We start from the raw sequence: 18861 nt of genomic DNA on the forward strand, positions 1-18861 counted from the left end.
ATTATGAACAGTTACAATGAAAATCTGCATTCTAGTGTATTGTCTTCATTAGAAAGTCAGGAAATGACCAAAAAACAATTGAGTTCACAATTGAGCACTTCAATGTTTACTCTTTATTATGCTGAAGGAGCTGAAATTGTTGCGCAGGAAAAACTCGATGCAACAGCAAAATTGTACAAAGAACAGCAACATATAAACAATGTTGTGATTACGAATAAGAATATGGCAGACAACTTATTACTATCTGCCAATCAGCAAAAAACGTATGTAACACAAGCCGTTACCAATATGGCGGTTTGCGCTTCGAATATACAAATTGCTTCAAATTCTATTGTGCGTTTGGCTAGCGATATTGGAAGTATTTACAGTATTGTAAATGCTGCCGATTATGGAACTCAAATTTATCAGCAAACGCTTGAGGCTTATAATCTGATTAATAAAACGGCTTACATTGCAGAGCTCACTTCGCAATATGCTATGGAAGCTACAGCATCGATTTCTGAAGTTTCAACTTCTGTTGTGGCAGATGGAGCTAAGCTGACTAACTCTTCTGTAAACAATTTATTGCAGGTAACAACCTCAGATTTAACCGCAACTACCGCAGTACTAACCGTAGATAACGATACGAGAGCAAAAGCAAGTATTGCTACAAGAGCTGCAGAAGGAGCCATAAAATGTTGTGAGGTAGAATATAACGCTTCAAAGAAAGCCTATACATATAACAACGAACAATTTAATCAGGCTTTAATTGTTGAGGTTTCTAAAAATTTTGATCCTTCAGCAGGCAGTTTTACCGTTTCATTTGATGCGTATAAAAGTCCTTTTACTCCCGAAGATAGAGATCCTGGAACTCAAAATAAAGGATTAGCAAATCCAGTTTTAAGCTACAATATCATTTTGGTAAAAGATAGCAAGAAATCATTCTTTAATGCTTCTACAGCGGAAGATTTAGTGGGCAATCCCGATCAATGCAAAAGTATTCCTGCGACGCAAAAACCAGATGACAAAGGAAAATACAGCGCATCTATAGCTTATAAATCTTTGAGAGATGCAGATAATGAGCCTCTAGTGCTTGGCGAAAATTATGTTGCTTTTCTTTTAATAATGTTTACTGAATCTTACAAGAAAGAAATCAATACGTTTGATGAATATCTATCTGCTCCTTCTGAAATATTTTCATTAGTTTATACTTTAAAAAGTGCGAAAGATATTGGCACTTCTAGAAAACATTCTGAAGATCTATCTAAAATTACTTTTAATGTTGAGAAAGAAGAATTAAAAGCAAGTGAAATTGATTACAGATGTTTCTTCTTGCCTTACACCGATACTGATAATCTTTCTACAAATGAGGATTTGCAGACTTTGGAATCCAAAATTGAAACCATGGAGCTAGATGAAGAAATTAAAACTGTCGAGGCTGAGCTTAAAGCGCTTACCGAAGAGATCGAAATCTTAAATAGTTCTGCTCAAGCAAATGCCGAAACCGCTAAAAACAGTAAAGATCCTGATCAAGACAAACAGAAAAACAATAGTCTGAAAAGCGCATTGGCTGAAGCTAAAGAGAAATTACGAATTGCAAAAGGGCAATTGGCAGATTTGAACGCTAAACTGAAAGAAGTTAAAGACAAATCTCCTAAACCAGTTAAAAACACCAATGCCTTCTTCTTCAATTTAAATTTAGCAGAAAACATTCCGGCAGGAAACTTTACAAGTGCCAAACATAAAACAACTTCAAGTCCAGAATTTGAAGTGCATATTGATGGCACCACTACAGATAATTTTGGAAATCCGCTAATTGAAGATAAAAATTACATTCCTGTTATTTTGTCTTATTACAAAGGCAGTGAGATTTTAAAAACCAGATATAAAAATAGTCTTTCTGATTGGCAGAACACGCCGCCAATACCTTATTCTACAAAACCAAAATCTGAAATCATAAACTAATTAATACCGCAACTATATGGATACTATATCATTAACTCCGTTAAGACCAAGTTTACAGAAATACGGAATTACAGAAAAGAAAAAAGCCGAACTAGATTTGCTAAAAAATCAAGTAGTTGATGCAACAGCAATTGTACAGCAACAGCAAACAATTGTAAATTCGCTGAATGAAAAAGCAACCCGATATCAAGGTTATTTATTAGTTTCTGAAAGCAATCGTACGCATGCATTAAGCAACAAAAACTTGATCGATCAAGTTATTCAAAATGCTTACGACTTAGCTCTCAATTCAAGAGTTGCTTTTTCAAAAACAGCCTATGCAACAGAAGATTCCACAACAGTCAGCAAAAGCATCAGTGACTTGATCAGCAAATTAATTTATTCTGTAGAAATAATTAATAAACTGTCTATTCTAGTTATTCGCAAAAAAGCACTTAATCCGTTAATTTCTGATGATTTAATCGCAAGAATAAATAGCGCGGGTACAGACGCCAACAATGCGGTTGCTCTTACGCTAGTTGCCTTAAAATCTACATTGGCAGCAGAAGCTTCTGTTCTGGAATCTGAAGCGTCAATTACTTTAGAAAGTAAACAAGCAACAAAACTGTATCTGACTTTAACAGATGAAAAATCTTTAGACGCGCCTTTATCAGTGCAGCCTACAGACAAGACTTCTATAAGAGCCTTAATATACAATGCGTATAAAAACGCTCAGATTTCTTATGATAAAGCCAATACTGCAAATGACGAAACGGGAAGACAATTGAGCATTGCAACTGCCAATTTAAACAAAGCGCAAATCAAACTGCAATCGCTTCAATCTAGTTTAGCTGCGGCAACTGCTGCGGCTTATGCATCTTAAGATCAATTAAAATGTCCGCTGTTTGCTTATGGCATTCAGTGGACTTTAATCAATAATTTTTAAGGTTATGGATCACACTAATAAGAATTTTTACAGGCATTTTTATCTCAAAACTGGAGGATTTCTGCCTACCAAACCGTTAAATAAAAGTCTTTTTCCTGGCGATTATTTTCAGATTAAAAACGGCGAAATTATTCTTCTTGGAAACATTTATCGCAATGGCATTATATCGCGTCACGATGCTGATATAAGCGGAGTAATTGCCTTAAATGATGCCAATTGGAATTTTAGTGATGGAATTTCAAAACCTTATTCAGGACGATCACACGCACATGGTTCTATTGAAGGCAATTTTGAATTTAGCAAACAAATATTGGCTTTTGCTAATAAAGGAAGCTTCATTTTTAAAGCCGAAGAACCTGAATCTGTAAAAATTAATAATTGGAATGAAATCCAGCAGCAATTAATTATAAAGCTAACACAAACCTTATATTCATTTAGGGAACTTTATGTTATAACAGAAAGTGCAACTGCAAAAAACACAACTCTAGCCATAGCTGGCGAAGCAAATGCCGAACTAGAACTGGCTTGTGAGGCCGAAAATTTTGGATTGTCTGATATTTTCGGACATCCAAACACCAAAACAATTCAGTCGAAAGATATCGAATATTACCACCGAGAAACCAAAAGAAAACCTGCTTATTTCAAAGCTAAAAAATTAGTCGTTCAAGACGAAAAATTGGCTTATTTCATCACTGATTTTATCTCCAAAGAGAATAATACAAGCGAATGGGCAGATTCTTTTTTTGATTCTATTTTTCATAATGATGCAGATTATAACACGCAAATGATTATGCAAAATGCTCAAGGCTTTTATTTGGATATGCTGCAATGCAATGAGTTAAATCCTAATACGGCTTTACTTTATTTTAAATGGGCTGACGCAAATCTGGACGATGTAGAAAAATTATTTGGAGCTTATGGAAACTAATCCCAATATAGTCTCTTTGTACAATGAAATGGATTGGCTGCAAAAGGTAATCGATCAGGTTATTTGCAGTTATCTGCTTCAGGATGGACATGAAAACCGCTGGCAGGATATTCCGCTACCAGAAACTGATGCAGAAACTGAAAATAGTGCTTATTATAAAAAAATAGCAGAATGGGATTTGAGTCTTTACGAACGACTTTGTCTTGCCTTAATTCTCGTACCTCAGATTAAACCCGAAGTACTTGATATTTTCTTTAGTAAAAATGCGATGTACGATCGCGGATTTACTGAATTTGGCGGAGTTATCAATAAAAATCATAGCGGTTTTTTGCCTACAGGTCAAACCTTATCTTTTTTAATTACCGCTGTAAATCCTGAATTAAGAATAGAAGTGCTTCAAATTCTGAATACTACAAATATACTTTCGAAAGAACAGGTTTTGATTTTAGAAAATAACGAATCTAATGTTCCTATTTTGAATCAAGTCCTTTCGATTAACGAGCGTTGGCTGAACTTTTTTATTACAGGCACTTTACCTAAATTGGAACATAGCGTTTCGTTTCCTGCACAACAAATTTCGACCAAATTAAACTGGGACGATTTGGTTCTTGAAGAACATGTCATGAATCAAGTTATGGAAATTAATGCCTGGCTAAATCATGGTGAAACTCTAATGAGAGAATGGGCCTAGAAAATAAAATAAAACCCGGATATCGAACCCTTTTCTACGGATCTTCCAGGCACTGGTAAAACACTTACTGCAACTTTACTTGGAAAAAGCACCAATAGAGAAGTTTTTAGGGTTGATCTTTCTATGATTGTTTCTAAATATATTGGTGAAACAGAAAAAAATCTGTCCAAAATATTTGATGTTGCACAACATAAGGATTGGATTTTATTTTTTGATGAAGCTGATGCGCTTTTTGGAAAAAGAACAACTGCGTCTTCTTCAAACGATCGGCACGCCAATCAGCAAACGGGATACTTACTGCAAAGAATTGAAGATTTTCCAGGAGTGGTTATTCTAGCATCCAATTTAAAAGAAAATATGGATGAAGCTTTCTCCAGAAGATTTCAGTCCATGATTCATTTTACGATGCCGACCGCAGAGGAAAGGATTCTTTTATGGGAAAAAGCATTCTCAGGAAAATGCAAGCTTAGTCCAGATATTGATATAGAAAGCATTGCCGAAGAGTATGAACTTGCTGGTGGAGCAATTATTAATGTATTGCGATTTTGTGCTCTAGCTGCCATTCAGAGAAATGAAACAGTTGTCAATCAGCACGATTTATTGGAAGGGATTAGACGTGAATTTAAAAAAGAGAACAAAACACTTGTGGTTACTCAAATGAATTGACGTGATGAAAAAGAATGAAAACATAAAAAAAGTTGCCATTGCTGCGCCTCAATTACACCGTCATAAAGTGAAGCTTAAAATTGGGAACTGGAAAAAACATTTTGATTTGAATTATGTGAATACCATAATTGCATTGGCTTTGAATGATTTCGACGACAAGATTTTCTTTTATATTAACGGATATCTTATTACAAGTCAAAATCTTTATTTGGTTGTACAAACTACCGAAAAAAGTGTAGAAGAAATGGTTACTAAAATTGAAAATCAGATCGTTAACTTATTAAAAATGAATCCTCAAAAACTAAAAGAAAACCGTGGTGAGGTTTCTATTATAGCTGATGACGAAAATCTTTTCTACGCCGCAAGAAAGCCTCTATTTAAAATTTATCCTTTAGAGAATGATCATCTGATAAAACTGATTACCGGAGAAAAAGTGGAGCTACCCTATTTTGATCGAGATTTAGAGCATTTAAAAAATAGGATTCACAACCATCCCTTTTGTTCGGCGATAAACTATTTGGGCGGAATTGGCCCAGTTGAAGTTACGCCTTTTCGAGGTTAGAAATTTTGCTTTTTTGCGAAAGATTATAAAGGCTATTTAATAGAAAGCATAAACGTATAAAAAAAGAATCATGAATACTTATAGCAAAGTTTCGACAGAAAATGATTTTCAGGATGCAGCAAGCCATCTGACAAATAGCAACAGTACCAAAAATACTTATCAGCTAATTGATAATCGCGTTTCAACTTCAACTTTAAGAAATAATAATATTCCAGTTAGACAATTAAAATCTAATCAGGCTATTGCTAATTTCAATTCTAATACAGTACAGCTAATAAAATTTGACAAAAAGCAAAGAGCAAAAAAACTAGCTGCAAATAAAAAGAAAAATGACGGATTTCATACTTGTGATTACTGCGGATTTCAGCATTCACAGGTACATTATGCAACATTTCAAGGCAGAAGAATGGGCGATGGACAGTTTCACATTGATCATATACAACCCGCTTCAAAAGGAGGAAGAAACAACATGAGAAATGGCAGGGTATTTTGTGGAACCTGTAATACTTCTCGAGGAAACCGAGCACATGTTGGTGCAACTGGTTTTAAAAAATATCATGCATTGCATAGGAAACTAGCAGCAAAAAATTATATGCGCAGACCAAGTAAGAAAAGAAGATAAAGTATTTAAATCTAAAAATAACTAATAGCACTTAAAATTAGTTTTTATGGAATATTCAACTGATAAAACAAAAACGCAATCTGCTGCGAATAGTTCTGGCGAAAAAGTTATTCAAAATAAGGCAAGAGAGCTTCAGGATAATCGTCCCGTCTCTGTTTTACAAAAAAAAGTCAATAATACTGGTTTACCTGACAATTTAAAATCAGGCATAGAAAACCTCTCCGGTCATTCTATGGATGATGTTAAAGTGCATTATAACTCAGATAAACCCGCACAGCTAAATGCTCATGCTTATGCTCAAGGATCTGATATTCATTTAGCCTCAGGACAAGAAAAACATTTGCCTCACGAAGCTTGGCATGTTGTACAGCAAAAACAAGGGCGAGTAAAGCCAACTATACAAATGAAAGGTAAAGTGAATGTGAATGACGATAAAGGTTTAGAGAAAGAAGCTGATGTTATGGGGGCGAAAGCTTTGCAGAGAAAGCAAATGCCATCACCATTTTTACTCTCTCAAAATCAAACATCTAAGACAACTGTTGCACAGCTCAATGAAGACGAAGAACATGGTTTGGTTCCTCCTTCTACCCACGGTAGATCTCAAAGCTATAAATCACCTGCAGATCCCGCGTCAACAACTAAAGGGCATCATCATTCGGTACCACGTAAAAATTTAACACGCTTTGAGCGAATGATAGACAGAATAGGAAGAATCCTTGCAACTTCAACCAATGTACACGTTGCTGTAGCTTTGGATGATAATACATTAGTATTGAGTGTTAATCAGGAAAGTCCTGAACAGGAGAAAAAGTTAGAAAAAGTAGCTGCAAAACTCAAAAATATAATTCATAACCAAGATCCTTTAGCTGGCTCTTCAGACCAAAGAATTACGGGAGGTCGACGTACCAAGGACATAGCCAAAACTAAAAATTTACTGGAAGGGGCATATACAGATGAAGAAACCGGAGTAGAAACTAACAAGGAAGTTTCATCACAGTTAAAACGATTAATCGTAGCGATCAATGCAGGTGTAATTGATACAGTCAAATACCATAGTGGAACTCCTGGTATTTATGTAGTTCCAACCTCTATGCATCCATCTGATAAAACTCAAAATATGCATGGCGAACTCAAAGTCACCGGAGCAATTCTGGACCGTCGTAAAAATAGCAAGTATAATGAAAAAGATGTGTATATAGGTGGTACTCTTGCTGACTGCTTTGCTTGCAACGCATCTCATAAAATGATGAACGAAGAAATTCGTAAGCAACTAAAAGATTGGAGTTTTTATTCAGGAGGTACACATGGAGGCTTATTTGTTGGGTATCGGGCTAGCGAAATTGTAGCTAAAAACAAAGCACGATTTCATCAACTTACTGGTGAAGAGGTCGTTGGCGGAGACATCCCTAAAGTAAATTCTATCGATAAAGAATCTGATTCTTCACTAAACTATGATTCTGATTCTGAAGCAGAAGATGCAGTTGAGTTATCTGCCTATGCCAAGCAACGCAACAAACTTAAATCCATTGAAAAAGACCTTAGAGCCAGCAGCAAAAAATTAAAACAATTTGATTTAGAAATACAGGCTGCAAGTAGCCATCTTGAATTATTACGTCAAGAGATGCAAAAATTAACCCCTTATGTACAAGAAGAAAGTTTTAAAAGAGAACTTGAGCGAGCAAAACAAGAATATGAATTAGCACAGAAGGAAAGCACTCTTACAGAACAACTTTTAAGAGCTAAGGAGCAAGAAATTCAAGAGGCTTTAAAAGATTTAGAAAGTACCAAACAGAATATCCAGAAAGATATCGTGGTGGTAGGAACAACAGGCCGAAAACCTAAACGTGGAATACCGGTAACTTTTCGTGAAGATACCTTGACAGAAACAGGCTGGGAAGCAGGCAAAAGTTTTAACGAGCTTGCACTTAAAAATCTGAGTATAAAATATGCTTATAAACAAGCGTATGATAAAGCAAATAGTAAAGAAATTAGGGAACAAGTGGAGCTAGCTAAAGTTGAATTTCAAAAAGCTGAAAAATCTGTAACTCGCCTTAATCTAAGCTTACTGCATGCTAAAGCACCACTTGACCGTCTTGAAGTTCTACCTTCAGAAATTCATAAAACAGAAGAAAATATAAAAAAATTAGAAGCTAGTCGAGAAAGTATGAATCAGCATATAATTGCTAAGGACGAAGAAAGAGTAAAAACAAAAGCCGATCAAAAACTTGCTGCAAACCATGGCAAAGTTAAAGCAGTACAAGGCAGACTTGATTGGCTCAATCAATCGGCTATTACTGCCGATCAAACAGATGGAGATTAAGATCTAAAAGTGTAAAACCAAATCTTATGATAAAAGCTGACAAAATAGAGCCGATAGATTAAACTTTTAAATATTATAAAAACAAGTCATCCGAAAATAGATATTCAAGATAATATCAATAGACTTCTTTTCGTCTCAACAAAAATTGATTTATCTGCATACAGTTTGTACTTTTGCCCTCATGAGTGATAATTTTACAAATGAATACTTTGGTATAGGAATACAAAATGGTAAAACACCAGAAAATTTAGGTGTTTTGTGGCGATCGGCTCAGAATTTAGGCGCTACTTTTATATTTACCATCGGAAACCGATATGCCAAACAAGCATGTGATACACATGATGCAGTAAAAGCAATTCCGTATTTTCATTACGATACTTTTGAAGCCTTTTTTGAAAATTTACCAAAAGGTGCAAGATTAGTTGGCGTTGAATTATCTGAAAAAGCTGCTGATCTAGAAACCTTTGAACATCCAAGACGTTGTGTTTATATATTGGGTGCAGAAGATCATGGCTTATCTAAAAAAGTAATGGAAAAATGCCATCATTTAGTAAAATTCAAATCAGAAAAAAGTTTGAATGTCGCCGTAGCTGGAACCATTGTGATGTATGATCGAAATTTGTCTAAACCACGTTCTTAAAAACATATAAAAAAAGACGCCGTAATTGGCGTCTTTTTTTTGCTATAAGCGAATATTATTTTCTTAAATCAAATCTGTCTAGATTCATTACTTTAGTCCATACGGCAATAAAATCTTTTACAAATTTTTCGTGCGCATCACCAGCTGCATAAACTTCTGCAATTGCTCTTAATTCTGAATTTGATCCAAAAACAAGATCTGCACGTGTTCCTATCCACTTAGGCTGTCCAGTACTTCTATCATTTCCTGTATAAAGTTCTTTGTCATTTGAAACAGACTTCCATTCTGTATTCATGTTCAGTAAGTTTACAAAGAAATCATTGGTTAGCTGACCAGGTCTAGTTGTAAAAACACCATTTTTACTTCCGTCTGCATTAATATCCAGAACACGAAGTCCGCCTAAAAGAACCGTTAATTCTGGTGCAGTAAGAGTTAGCAAATTCGCTTTATCTATAAGAAGTTCTTCTGTTAAAACAGTCGATTTTGTTTTTCTATAATTTCTAAAACCATCAGATTTTGGTTCTAAATATCCAAACGATTCAACATCTGTCTGTTCTGCAGATGCATCCATACGTCCAGGTGAAAAAGGCACTTTCACTGTTGCTCCTGCATCTTTAGTTGCTTTTTCTACAGCTGCAGATCCTCCTAAAACGATTAAATCGGCCAATGAAACCTTTTTATCTCCATTTGCAGCATTAAATTCTTTTTGAATACCTTCTAATTTATCTAAAACAACTTTAAGCGCAGCTGGATTATTTATTTCCCAATCTTTTTGTGGTGCAAGTCTTATGCGTCCACCGTTTGCGCCTCCACGCTTATCTGAACCTCTAAAAGTAGAAGCTGAAGCCCAAGCTGTAGCAACCAATTGAGATACGCTTAATCCTGAATTTAATACTTTCTCTTTAAGCTGTTCGATATCTTGGTCATTTATTAAAGTATGATTTACTTCTGGAATAGGATCCTGCCAAAGCAGTTCTTCTGTAGGCACTTCAGATCCAAGATAAAGAGCACGGGGCCCATATCACGATGCGTCAATTTAAACCATGCACGAGCAAAAGCATCTGCAAACTCATCTGGATTTTCTAGAAAACGACGTGATATTTTCTCATAAGCAGGATCTAATCTTAAAGATAAATCTGTAGTCAGCATCGTTGGCAAGTGCTTTTTATTAGCATCAAAAGCATCTGGAATAATGGCTTCCACATTTTTTGCTACCCATTGATGTGCTCCTGCTGGACTTTTTGAAAGTTCCCATTCAAAAGCAAATAAATTCTCAAAAAAGTTATTGCTCCATTGTGTTGGCGTTTTTGTCCAAGTAACTTCAAGTCCGCTTGTAATAGCATCTCCCCCTTTTCCAGAGCCAAAACTGTTTTGCCATCCTAACCCTTGTAGTTCTAGACCTGCTGCTTCTGGTTCTGCTCCCACATGATCAGATGAGGCAGCACCGTGCGTTTTACCAAAGGTGTGTCCGCCCGCTATTAAGGCTACAGTTTCTTCATCATTCATTGCCATACGGCCAAAGGTATCTCTTATATCTCGAGCTGCCGCAATCGGATCCGGATTTCCATCTGGTCCTTCAGGGTTTACATATATTAGTCCCATTTGCACTGCTGCAAGTGGTTTTTCAAGATTTCTGCTATGGATATCTCCGTCGGCATTATCATCAGATGATACCACTCCATGATCTTTTGGAACACCTTCAGAACCGTCTTTATAACGTTCATCACCGCCTAACCATGTTGTTTCAGAGCCCCAATAAACAGATTCGTCTGCTTCCCAAACATCGGCACGTCCTCCTGCAAAACCAAATGTTTTAAATCCCATTGATTCTAAAGCCACATTTCCTGTTAAAATCAACAAATCTGCCCATGAAATCTTTTGCCCATATTTTTGTTTAATGGGCTAAAGCAATCTTCTTGCTTTATCAAGACTTACGTTGTCTGGCCAGCTGTTAAGAGGTGCAAATCGCTGTTGTCCTCCTCCTGCTCCGCCTCGTCCGTCATGCACTCTATAAGTACCAGCACTATGCCAAGCCATTCTTATGAAAAGGCCTCCATAATGACCAAAATCTGCAGGCCACCAATCTTGTGAATCAGTCATAAGGGCATGCAAATCTTTCTTTAATGCCTCAATATCGAGACTTTTAAAAGCTTCTGCGTAATTAAAATCCTTATCCAGCGGATTTGATAACGACGAATTCTGTCTTAGGATATTTACCTTTAACTGTTTGGGCCACCAGTCTAGATTTTTAGTTCCCGATGCTGCCTGTTTATCCATGCTCCCATTATGAAAAGGGCATTTGCTGATGTCATTTGATTGATTGTCCATAGTTGAAAAATTTTATTTTTGACTAAATTACAAACTAATGAAAAAGAAAATTATGACTGTGAATCATAAATAATTCTTAGAGAATAGACAAAATCTATATAGAATTATTTTAATGATTCTAATTCCTTATAACACTTCTTATTATATAAAAACATTGTTTTTGAAAGACACAATACTTTTATAAATTTAAATTTTGCTTCTATAAATTTAGCAAAAAGAATCTTTTTATCCTCATAAACATTTAATTTGCTTTTCTGTTACATCTTTATTTCTTGCTAATTTTCAAACTTATATCCGAAAAATACATAAACAAAATACTATAAAAGTTCTTTAAAAAGAAAAAGCTCCCAAATAGAGAGCTTTCAATTCTGTAGTCATATATTATTTGATGGTCTTATTATCTGTATCTTTAATAAACTTAATCAAACCTTTCATGTAAATATCCTGATCATCGTACATACTCATATGACTTCCGTTAGGACAATACAAATAAGTGCCATTTTTCACCTGAGAAGCAATCCATTTCATATGATTAGGATCCATGGTGTCATATTCAGCCCCTATCGACAATGTTGGCACGATAAGTTTAGGAAGTTCCTTTTTTATATCCCATTTCTCAAGTTTTCCTGACAATCCAAATTCAATTGGCCCCTGCATAGTCACATACAGAGACTGATTTATTTTACTAAAGGATCTGTTTACAGGCTCTGGCCACTTATCAGCATCTAATCGCAAGATATGTTTAGTATAAAAATTAGGAAGCAATAACTGCATGTATTCAGGATTTTCAAAATCCTTATTTTTCTCTATTTCTCTAATTCTTGCCAGCACTTTGGGATCCATCTGTTTTGCTAGTACTGTATCAGCATACTTATCATAGTCAATAGCACTCATCATCATATTTGAAATAATAAGTCCTTTTAGGTTTTGCTGATACTTCAAAGCATACTGCGAAGCCAAAATACCACCCCATGAATGACCTAATAAATAAAAATTACTCTTATCCAAACGAAGAGCTATACGTACCTGCTCAACTTCTTCCACATAACGATCCAAATCCCAAAATACTGGATCATTAGGATTATCAGAGTTTCCTGTCCCTAGCTGGTCGTAATAAATAAATTCTATCCCCTCTTGAGGTAAAAAACTTTCCATGCACTCAAAATATTCGTGAGTTGCTCCTGGTCTCTCCATTCAAAAGCAATAGCTTCATTTTTGGATTATTACCTACGCGCTTAGTCCAGACCTTAAACTTCCCCTTCGGAGTACTGATTTCAATCATCTTTATCCCTCCTGTCTTTATACCTGCAGATCCATCTTTTAAATAAGAACTTAAATCCAAATTTCCTTCTTTAGCAGTATTTTTATCACTACATGCCGAGAAAAACAGCACACTTACAATTGACAGAAAGATATTAGTATAGACATTCATAGGTTCGTTTGATTTAAATTAATAGCATCTCGTTTTATAGTTCTAATATACTAAATTTCATTAATCATCAATTCAATAATTAGTATAGAAAGAGAACTAATAACAGAAAAGTTTCTAATGCCAATGGCGTTTCCCTGCGGGCCGTGCTGTCCGCTGTATCTTTTGCGGGAGAATGTTTATGGGAAAAAGAAGCCCTGCGCGCCCCGCAAAAGGATGCCGCTTCCATCACTAACGCGGCACGTGGTTAGTCTGAAGCCATTATCCCATCATGTTCGGTCAGATCAAAACTTCCAAAAAACAGAAAACCCCATCCGATTTGGATAGGGTTTTCAAAAGAAAGGCGACGACATACTCTCCCACAAAACTGCAGTACCATCTGCGCAGGCGGGCTTAACTTCTCTGTTCGGGATGGGAAGAGGTGAGCCCCGCCGCAATAACCACCTTAAGAAGTTGCAATTGCTTTGGGCAATCTTTCCAATTAATAATTAGCTTCGCTCCGTTCGGCTATCGCCTCGGGTGGCAATCTGCAATTAATAATTAGAATAATATTTTAACATACTGAGATAAAGAAACAAATATGATTTTTTAGAAAGTTTCCTCCCCCGATTGCTCGGGGGAAAAGTTTGTGCATAAGCTTACGGATTATTAGTACTACTCGACTATGACATTACTGCCTTTACATCTGTAGCCTATCAACGTGGTCATCTTCCACGATCCTTAAAAGAAATCTCATCTTGTGGTGGGTTTCGCGCTTATATGCTTTCAGCGCTTATCCCTTCCAAACGTAGCTACTCTGCGGTGCCCCTGGCGGGACAACAGATACACTAGAGGTTTGTCCAATTCGGTCCTCTCGTACTAGAAGCAGATCCACTCAAATTTCTAACGCCCGCAGTAGATAGAGACCGAACTGTCTCACGACGTTCTGAACCCAGCTCGCGTGCCACTTTAATGGGCGAACAGCCCAACCCTTGGGACCTTCTCCAGCCCCAGGATGTGACGAGCCGACATCGAGGTGCCAAACCCCCCCGTCGATATGAGCTCTTGGGGGAGATCAGCCTGTTATCCCCGGCGTACCTTTTATCCTTTGAGCGATGGCCCTTCCATGCGGAACCACCGGATCACTATGCTCTACTTTCGTACCTGATCGACCTGTATGTCTCTCAGTCAAGCTCCCTTATGCCATTGCACTCTACGCACGGTTACCAAGCGTACTGAGGGAACCTTTAGAAGCCTCCGTTACTCTTTTGGAGGCGACCACCCCAGTCAAACTACCCACCAAGCACTGTCCCCCACATTGCGGGGTTAGGCCTCAGATAAACAAAGGGTTGTATTTCAACAATGACTCCACAACGCCTGGCGACGCCGCTTCATAGTCTCCAACCTATCCTACACATCATTTATCCAAGGTCAATACTAAGCTATAGTAAAGGTGCACAGGGTCTTTTCGTCCCACTGCGGGTAAACGGCATCTTCACCGTTACTACAATTTCACCGAGCTCATGGCTGAGACAGTGTCCAGATCGTTACACCATTCGTGCAGGTCGGAACTTACCCGACAAGGAATTTCGCTACCTTAGGACCGTTATAGTTACGGCCGCCGTTTACTGGGGCTTCAATTCAATGCTTCTCCGAAGATAACATCTCCTCTTAACCTTCCAGCACCGGGCAGGTGTCAGGCCCTATACTTCATCTTACGATTTTGCAGAGCCCTGTGTTTTTGATAAACAGTCGCCTGGACCTCTTCACTGCGGCCCGATTGCTCGGGGCGACCTTTCTCCCGAAGTTACAGGTCTATTTTGCCTAATTCCTTAGCCATGAATCTCTCGAGCACCTTAGGATTCTCTCCTCAACTACCTGTGTCGGTTTACGGTACTGGTTCTTACTGCCTGAAGTTTAGAGGTTTTTCTTGGAAGCCCTTAGGCGCACTATCTCTTTGTCCGAAGACTCCGAGTACTATCGCATTTCACCAAGATCTCCGGATTTGCCTAGAGACCCTATAGCTAGGTGCTTTAACGAACTATTCCGTCAGTTCGCGGCGCTTTCATCACTCCGTCACCCCATCACAGCAATAAGAAGTACGGGAATATTAACCCGTTGGCCATCGACTGTCCCTTTCGGGTTCGCCTTAGGTTCAGACTAACCCACAGCTGATTAGCATAGCTGTGGAAACCTTAGTTTTTCGGTGTGCGGGTTTCTCGCCCGCATTATCGTTACTTATGCCTACATTTTCTTTTCTGACCGGTTCAGCATCCCTTACGAAACACCTTCAGCCCTGTCAGAATGCTCCCCTACCACTTGCAATTGCTTGCAAATCCATAGCTTCGGTAATATGCTTATGCCCGATTATTATCCATGCTCGTCCGCTCGACTAGTGAGCTGTTACGCACTCTTTAAATGAATGGCTGCTTCCAAGCCAACATCCTAGCTGTCTGGGCAGACAAACCTCGTTCTTTCAACTTAGCATATATTTGGGGACCTTAGCTGATGGTCTGGGTTCTTTCCCTCTCGGACTTGGACCTTAGCACCCAAGCCCTCACTGTTATCAATCATTATATAGCATTCGGAGTTTGTCAGGAATTGGTAGGCGGTGAAGCCCCCGCATCCAATCAGTAGCTCTACCTCTATATAACTAAAATAACGCTGCACCTAAATGCATTTCGGGGAGTACGAGCTATTTCCGAGTTTGATTGGCCTTTCACCCCTACCCACAGGTCATCCGAAGACTTTTCAACGTCAACCGGTTCGGCTCATCCACTGTGTGTTACCACAGCTTCAACCTGCCCATGGGTAGATCACACGGTTTCGCGTCTAACACTACTGACTAAAGCGCCCTATTCAGACTCGCTTTCGCTGCGGATCCATGGCTTAACCACTTATCCTTGCCAGCAGCGTTAACTCGTAGGCTCATTATGCAAAAGGCACGCCGTCACCCCACGAAAGGGCTCCGACCGCTTGTAAGCGCATGGTTTCAGGATCTATTTCACTCCGTTATTCACGGTTCTTTTCACCTTTCCCTCACGGTACTGGTTCACTATCGGTCTCTCAGGAGTATTTAGCCTTAGCGGATGGTCCCGCCAAATTCAGACAGGGTTTCACGTGCCCCGCCCTACTCAGGATACCGCTATCCATTACATTTGTTGCCCATACGGGGCTGTCACCCTCTATGGCGCTCCTTTCCAGAAGCTTCCGGTTCCTCATGCATGAAATGTCGCGTGCTGACAACCCCAGCTATGCCGTAACATAACTGGTTTGGGCTAATCCGCGTTCGCTCGCCACTACTTACGGAATCACTTTTGTTTTCTTCTCCTCCGCCTACTTAGATGTTTCAGTTCAGCGGGTTTGCCCACCTATCGGTGTGCTATGTCTTCAACATAGCGGGTTGCCCCATTCGGATATCTGCGGATCAATCTGTGTGTGCCAGTCCCCGCAGCTTTTCGCAGCTTATCACGTCCTTCATCGCCTCTGAGAGCCTAGGCATTCCCCATGCGCCCTTATTTTGCTTATTGCACCAATCTTGTCAATTAAAACAAGACCGTTTTGTTTTGTCTTTTGCAATAAATTGCAAAAAACGCTTTCTACTTTCTTATTATTTTCTTATCTCAATATGTCAATGAACTTTTTCCCGATTCATCGGGATTGTGGAGAATAACGGAGTCGAACCGTTGACCTCCTGCGTGCAAGGCAGGCGCTCTAGCCAGCTGAGCTAATCCCCCATTTTTAAATCTTAGATTTTAGAATTCAGATTTTAGATTTCTTAATTCTTCTCTAATTTCCTTTGGTGAATCCCAGCTTCCAGAATTTCCTTTAAAATCAAGCTTTTCAGTTTCACTTCTTAAATCTAAAATCTACAATCTTAAATCTGAAGTTTTAGTAGTCCCGGGCAGACTCGAACTGCCGACCCCTACATTATCAGTGTAGTACTCTAACCAGCTGAGCTACGAGACTCTGTTTTACTTAATTTTTATCATTTTTTTTAAATTAACAGCAAGAGCAATACAATCTCAGATTCCAAACCTCTAGTCCGGCATCTTATTTCCCCAGCGTGCGTTTCCGCTAACACTTGGGGCTCTAGAAAGGAGGTGTTCCAGCCGCACCTTCCGGTACGGCTACCTTGTTACGACTTAGCCCTAGTTACCAGTTTTACCCTAGGCAGCTCCTTGCGGTCACCGACTTCAGGCACCCCCAGCTTCCATGGCTTGACGGGCGGTGTGTACAAGGCCCGGGAACGTATTCACCGGATCATGGCTGATATCCGATTACTAGCGATTCCAGCTTCACGGAGTCGAGTTGCAGACTCCGATCCGAACTGTGACCGGCTTTATAGATTCGCTCCCCCTCGCGAGGTGGCTGCTCTCTGTACCGGCCATTGTAGCACGTGTGTAGCCCAAGGCGTAAGGGCCGTGATGATTTGACGTCATCCCCACCTTCCTCACAGTTTGCACTGGCAGTCTTGTTAGAGTTCCCGACTTGACTCGCTGGCAACTAACAACAGGGGTTGCGCTCGTTATAGGACTTAACCTGACACCTCACGGCACGAGCTGACGACAACCATGCAGCACCTTGTAAACTGTCTTGCGAAAGATCTGTTTCCAAATCGGTCAGTCTGCATTTAAGCCTTGGTAAGGTTCCTCGCGTATCATCGAATTAAACCACATGCTCCACCGCTTGTGCCGCCCGTCAATTCCTTTGAGTTTCAAACTTGCGTTCGTACTCCCCAGGTGGGATACTTATCACTTTCGCTTAGCCACTGAGATTGCTCCCAACAGCTAGTATCCATCGTTTACGGCGTGGACTACCAGGGTATCTAATCCTGTTCGCTACCCACGCTTTCGTCCATCAGCGTCAATCCATTGGTAGTAACCTGCCTTCGCAATTGGTATTCCATGTAATCTCTAAGCATTTCACCGCTACACTACATATTCTAGTTACTTCCCAATAATTCAAGTCCTGCAGTATCAATGGCCGTTCCACCGTTGAGCGATGGGCTTTCACCACTGACTTACAAGACCGCCTACGGACCGCTTTAAACCCAATGATTCCGGATAACGCTTGGATCCTCCGTATTACCGCGGCTGCTGGCACGGAGTTAGCCGATCCTTATTCTCACAGTACCGTCAAGCTCCGACACGTCGGAGTGTTTCTTCCTGTGCAAAAGCAGTTTACAATCCATAGGACCGTCATCCTGCACGCGGCATGGCTGGTTCAGGCTTGCGCCCATTGACCAATATTCCTCACTGCTGCCTCCCGTAGGAGTCTGGTCCGTGTCTCAGTACCAGTGTGGGGGATCTCCCTCTCAGGCCCTACCCATCGTTGCCTTGGTAAGCCGTTACCTTACCAACTAGCTAATGGGACGCATGCTCATCTTTCACCGTTGTGACTTTAATTATAAAATGATGCCATCTTATAATGCTATGAGGTATTAATCCAAATTTCTCTGGGCTATCCCTCTGTGAAAGGCAGATTGCATACGCGTTACGCACCCGTGCGCCGGTCTCTAAATCCGAAGACTTATACCCCTCGACTTGCATGTGTTAAGCCTGCCGCTAGCGTTCATCCTGAGCCAGGATCAAACTCTTCATCGTATATTTTAATATTATATAATCGATGCTTTTCCTATCGGTTCTTTTCGAATCTTCCGATTCTACTGCTCTTATTCTTTTTGTTTTAAGATCTCTCTTAAAACGGCTGTCAATTCAATATGTCTACGAACGTGTCTTCTTTTGTTTTCGCCTGTGTTTCAAAGCGGGTGCAAAACTAAAACTTCTTTTTGTTTCCTGCAAGAAAAATTTAAAGTTTTTTTGAG

At 39.2% G+C, this 18861-nt stretch carries 10 protein-coding genes, 2 tRNA genes, 3 rRNA genes and 1 pseudogene; 9 read left to right on the forward strand and 7 right to left on the reverse strand.

Annotated elements, in window-relative coordinates; genetic code table 11:
* Nucleotides 1-3 precede the first annotated feature (3 nt).
* The 9 genes from ACPWTF_RS00745 to ACPWTF_RS00785 all read left to right on the forward strand — a co-directional run bounded on the left by ACPWTF_RS00745 (nucleotide 4) and on the right by ACPWTF_RS00785 (nucleotide 9298).
* The gene (locus tag ACPWTF_RS00745; protein ID WP_427873985.1) at nucleotides 4-1944 is read left to right on the forward strand and encodes a hypothetical protein; all 1941 of its coding nucleotides are present in this window, start codon (nucleotides 4-6) and stop codon (nucleotides 1942-1944) included.
* A gap of 16 nt (nucleotides 1945-1960) precedes the next feature.
* Nucleotides 1961-2806, forward strand: a complete 846-nt coding sequence (locus ACPWTF_RS00750) for a hypothetical protein (RefSeq protein ID WP_427873986.1) — start codon at nucleotides 1961-1963, stop codon at nucleotides 2804-2806.
* A gap of 67 nt (nucleotides 2807-2873) precedes the next feature.
* A complete protein-coding gene (locus ACPWTF_RS00755; protein ID WP_427873987.1) occupies nucleotides 2874-3797 on the forward strand; it encodes a hypothetical protein in 924 nt (307 codons plus the stop codon).
* Nucleotides 3787-4488 carry a hypothetical protein gene (locus ACPWTF_RS00760; protein WP_427873988.1) on the forward strand — a complete coding sequence of 234 codons (702 nt, stop codon included), beginning with the start codon at nucleotides 3787-3789 and terminating at the stop codon, nucleotides 4486-4488. Before ACPWTF_RS00755 ends, ACPWTF_RS00760 begins: the two co-directional genes overlap by 11 nt.
* Nucleotides 4489-4509: 21 nt before the next feature.
* Nucleotides 4510-5154: an ATP-binding protein gene (locus tag ACPWTF_RS00765; protein ID WP_427875721.1), complete on the forward strand. Its 645-nt coding sequence runs from the start codon at nucleotides 4510-4512 to the stop codon at nucleotides 5152-5154.
* A 4-nt stretch (nucleotides 5155-5158) separates the two neighbouring features.
* Nucleotides 5159-5716: a hypothetical protein gene (locus tag ACPWTF_RS00770; RefSeq protein WP_427873989.1), complete on the forward strand. Its 558-nt coding sequence runs from the start codon at nucleotides 5159-5161 to the stop codon at nucleotides 5714-5716.
* A 70-nt stretch (nucleotides 5717-5786) separates the two neighbouring features.
* Nucleotides 5787-6338, forward strand: a complete 552-nt coding sequence (locus tag ACPWTF_RS00775; RefSeq protein ID WP_427873990.1) for an HNH endonuclease — start codon at nucleotides 5787-5789, stop codon at nucleotides 6336-6338.
* A 46-nt stretch (nucleotides 6339-6384) separates the two neighbouring features.
* Nucleotides 6385-8658, forward strand: a complete 2274-nt coding sequence (locus tag ACPWTF_RS00780) for an eCIS core domain-containing protein (protein ID WP_427873991.1) — start codon at nucleotides 6385-6387, stop codon at nucleotides 8656-8658.
* Nucleotides 8659-8839: 181 nt separating this feature from the next.
* Nucleotides 8840-9298, forward strand: coding sequence for an RNA methyltransferase (locus ACPWTF_RS00785; RefSeq protein ID WP_129748288.1), 459 nt, complete (start codon nucleotides 8840-8842; stop codon nucleotides 9296-9298).
* Nucleotides 9299-9353: 55 nt separating this feature from the next.
* Here ACPWTF_RS00785 and katG read toward each other — a convergent pair.
* The 7 genes and pseudogenes from katG to ACPWTF_RS00820 form a co-directional block, all read right to left on the reverse strand.
* Nucleotides 9354-11626, reverse strand: a pseudogene (gene katG, locus ACPWTF_RS00790) (catalase/peroxidase HPI).
* 381 nt (nucleotides 11627-12007) lie between these two features.
* A complete protein-coding gene (locus ACPWTF_RS00795) occupies nucleotides 12008-12820 on the reverse strand; it encodes a proline iminopeptidase-family hydrolase (protein ID WP_427873992.1) in 813 nt (270 codons plus the stop codon).
* Nucleotides 12821-13393: 573 nt separating this feature from the next.
* Nucleotides 13394-13503: ribosomal RNA gene (gene rrf / locus ACPWTF_RS00800) — 5S ribosomal RNA — on the reverse strand.
* 180 nt (nucleotides 13504-13683) lie between these two features.
* Nucleotides 13684-16565, reverse strand: a 23S ribosomal RNA gene (locus tag ACPWTF_RS00805).
* A 132-nt stretch (nucleotides 16566-16697) separates the two neighbouring features.
* Nucleotides 16698-16771 (reverse strand) — tRNA-Ala (locus tag ACPWTF_RS00810).
* 158 nt (nucleotides 16772-16929) lie between these two features.
* A tRNA-Ile gene (locus ACPWTF_RS00815) sits at nucleotides 16930-17003 on the reverse strand.
* A 127-nt stretch (nucleotides 17004-17130) separates the two neighbouring features.
* A 16S ribosomal RNA gene (locus ACPWTF_RS00820) occupies nucleotides 17131-18640 on the reverse strand.
* Together the 16S, 23S and 5S rRNA genes with 2 tRNA genes alongside form the textbook arrangement of a ribosomal RNA operon.
* Nucleotides 18641-18861: the final 221 nt, after the last annotated feature.

It is taken from the genome of Flavobacterium sp. MMS24-S5, assembly GCF_050320125.1.
In the GTDB taxonomy this organism is placed as follows: Bacteria; Bacteroidota; Bacteroidia; order Flavobacteriales; family Flavobacteriaceae; genus Flavobacterium; species Flavobacterium tyrosinilyticum.

Bases quoted from the DNA above. Each gene is read 5' to 3' on its own strand.
- ACPWTF_RS00745 (WP_427873985.1), top strand. From the start codon at position 4: ATGAACAGTTACAATGAAAATCTGCATTCTAGTGTATTGTCTTCATTA.
- ACPWTF_RS00750 (WP_427873986.1), top strand. From the start codon at position 1,961: ATGGATACTATATCATTAACTCCGTTAAGACCAAGTTTACAGAAATAC.
- ACPWTF_RS00755 (WP_427873987.1), top strand. From the start codon at position 2,874: ATGGATCACACTAATAAGAATTTTTACAGGCATTTTTATCTCAAAACT.
- ACPWTF_RS00760 (WP_427873988.1), top strand. From the start codon at position 3,787: ATGGAAACTAATCCCAATATAGTCTCTTTGTACAATGAAATGGATTGG.
- ACPWTF_RS00770 (WP_427873989.1), top strand. From the start codon at position 5,159: ATGAAAAAGAATGAAAACATAAAAAAAGTTGCCATTGCTGCGCCTCAA.
- ACPWTF_RS00775 (WP_427873990.1), top strand. From the start codon at position 5,787: ATGAATACTTATAGCAAAGTTTCGACAGAAAATGATTTTCAGGATGCA.
- ACPWTF_RS00780 (WP_427873991.1), top strand. From the start codon at position 6,385: ATGGAATATTCAACTGATAAAACAAAAACGCAATCTGCTGCGAATAGT.
- ACPWTF_RS00785 (WP_129748288.1), top strand. From the start codon at position 8,840: ATGAGTGATAATTTTACAAATGAATACTTTGGTATAGGAATACAAAAT.
- ACPWTF_RS00795 (WP_427873992.1), bottom strand. From the start codon at position 12,820: ATGGAGAGACCAGGAGCAACTCACGAATATTTTGAGTGCATGGAAAGT.